The sequence below is a fragment of the Streptomyces phytophilus genome (assembly GCF_013870535.1).
Lineage (GTDB): Bacteria > Actinomycetota > Actinomycetes > Streptomycetales > Streptomycetaceae > Streptomyces > Streptomyces phytophilus.
In genome coordinates this window covers 1-1,819 of the sequence record NZ_JACBXC010001202.1, presented here as the reverse complement: position 1 = coordinate 1,819, position 1,819 = coordinate 1, and the positions used below count along the sequence as shown (strand labels likewise).

1 pseudogene is annotated in these 1,819 nt (G+C 73.7%); it reads left to right on the top strand.

What is annotated here, in order from left to right:
• Positions 1–1,675: pseudogene (locus H5J30_RS30775) on the top strand (hypothetical protein); the annotation flags it as partial.
• Positions 1,676–1,819: the final 144 nt, after the last annotated feature.

Below are 1,819 nucleotides of genomic sequence, written 5' to 3'. Positions count from 1 at the left end.
CGGGGCCAGGGGCCTGGCCGACGAGGTGATCGGGCGGAGCCCCGACGTCGCGGACGCCACCCGGCGTGCCCTCCTGCTCGCGAAGGCCGCCGTCTGCCTGGCCACCCTCGACCCGCCGCGCGCGGGGCCCCTCGTGGACGAGGCCGAGCGGACGATCATGGGCGTAGCGGACCCGCTCGACCGGGTCGCGGCGCTGGTCCAGCTGGCGGGGCCGGTGGCCGCCATCGACCGTGAGCGGGCGACCTGGCTGGTGGGGGAGGCGGAACATGCCGTACGCCGCATACCCGACCTCAGAAAGATGTCGTCGGCCTTGCGGATGGTGTCGTACTCCGGGCTTTTGGAGGACTCGCCGAAATGGCGGCAGCGCCTCAAGGCCGAGGCCGAGGAGTACCGGGACACCGCTGTCAGACAGTCGGAGTTCGACGAGGCAGCGCGCATCTCACCGGAGGGCGCCGCCCGGGCCGACGAGGTCAGGGCGGCCGCCGACCAGCGGTGGAAGGTGGTGGAGCTGGTCAAGATCGCAAGGGCTCTGGTCGATTCCGGGCATCACCACCAGGCGGTGGAGCTGCTGGAGGAGGTGGAGGGGACGATCCCGGGAGTCGGTCGCCACGACCGGGGGGAGGCCCTGAGCGAACTCACCCTCGCCCTGCCGGACTGCGTCGGCAGGGCGGCGGCCAGCACCGTCCCCGACCGCGTCCTCGACCTGACGGCGAAGGTACGGCGCAGCGTTGAAGGACTCTCCGACGACGCGCGGGGCGACCGGCTGACGGACATCGCCCGGACACTGACCAAAGTGGCCTGGCAACTGGCCGACGCGGATCCCCGCCGTGCGGTCGGCCTCGTCCGCGAGGCCCAGCTCCTCGTACCTCGGCTCCCTGCCTCGGGGCAGCACCTTTTCGAAGACAGCCTCGCCAGGGCGCTCACGCATGTCGGGAGTGGCCTCGCGCGGTTCGACCCCGAACAGGCCGTGGCCCTTGCCCACCAGGCGCGGGACATCGTCCGGAAGAACCCCGCATCTCTCCAGGACGTGGCAGGTGAGGCCGTGACGGCGGTGGCGCGGGCCGGTCAGGCCCTGGCCCTGGCCGCGCCGGGCCGGGCGGAGGAACTCCTCCGCGAGGCCGAGACCCTCGCCCAGCCCCTCCCGGAGCCGCAGCGGGAGAACGCACTCCTCGACATCTCACGGGCTTTGTCCGGTGCCGCACGAGCCGTCGCGGGGACGGACACCGAGCGGGTGGACATGTTCGCCGCCCAGGCCGAGCGCGTCGCGCGCGGGCTGCCCGGCGACCGGAGGGGGTTCGCCCTGTCCGAGATCGCGCACGCGCTGCTCGATACGGGGAAGGCCCTCGCGGAGCGCGATCCCGACCTCGCCGCCGACTACGCCCGCGAAGCCGAACGACTGGCTCGCCAGGACTCCGAGGAGCCCCGCGACAGGCGCCTGGTCGAGATCGTGCTCCTGCAGTCCGAACTCGCCCCGCGCAGACCGGTCTACGCCGACCGCGCCAGGCGGACGGCGGACCGGATCATGGACCGCGACCAGCGGGCGTACGCCCTGTGGCACCTGGTCAAAGCGCTGGCGCCGGTCGACGCCGAGGCGGCGGAGCGCATCGCCCAGGACATCCCCAAGGCAGACTTCCGGGCATTCGCCCTCACGGAGATCGCCAAGTCCCGGCGGTAGCACACTGCTTCGACTCGGCCCCGCGCCGCCCGGGACCGGGCACGCGGCGCTGCCGGCGTGGAGCCGGCCTGACCCGGGCGTCCGTCCGTGACCCGGGCGTCCGTCACGCGTGAGCGGCGGCGGTCAGGCGGAGGGGAGCCGGGG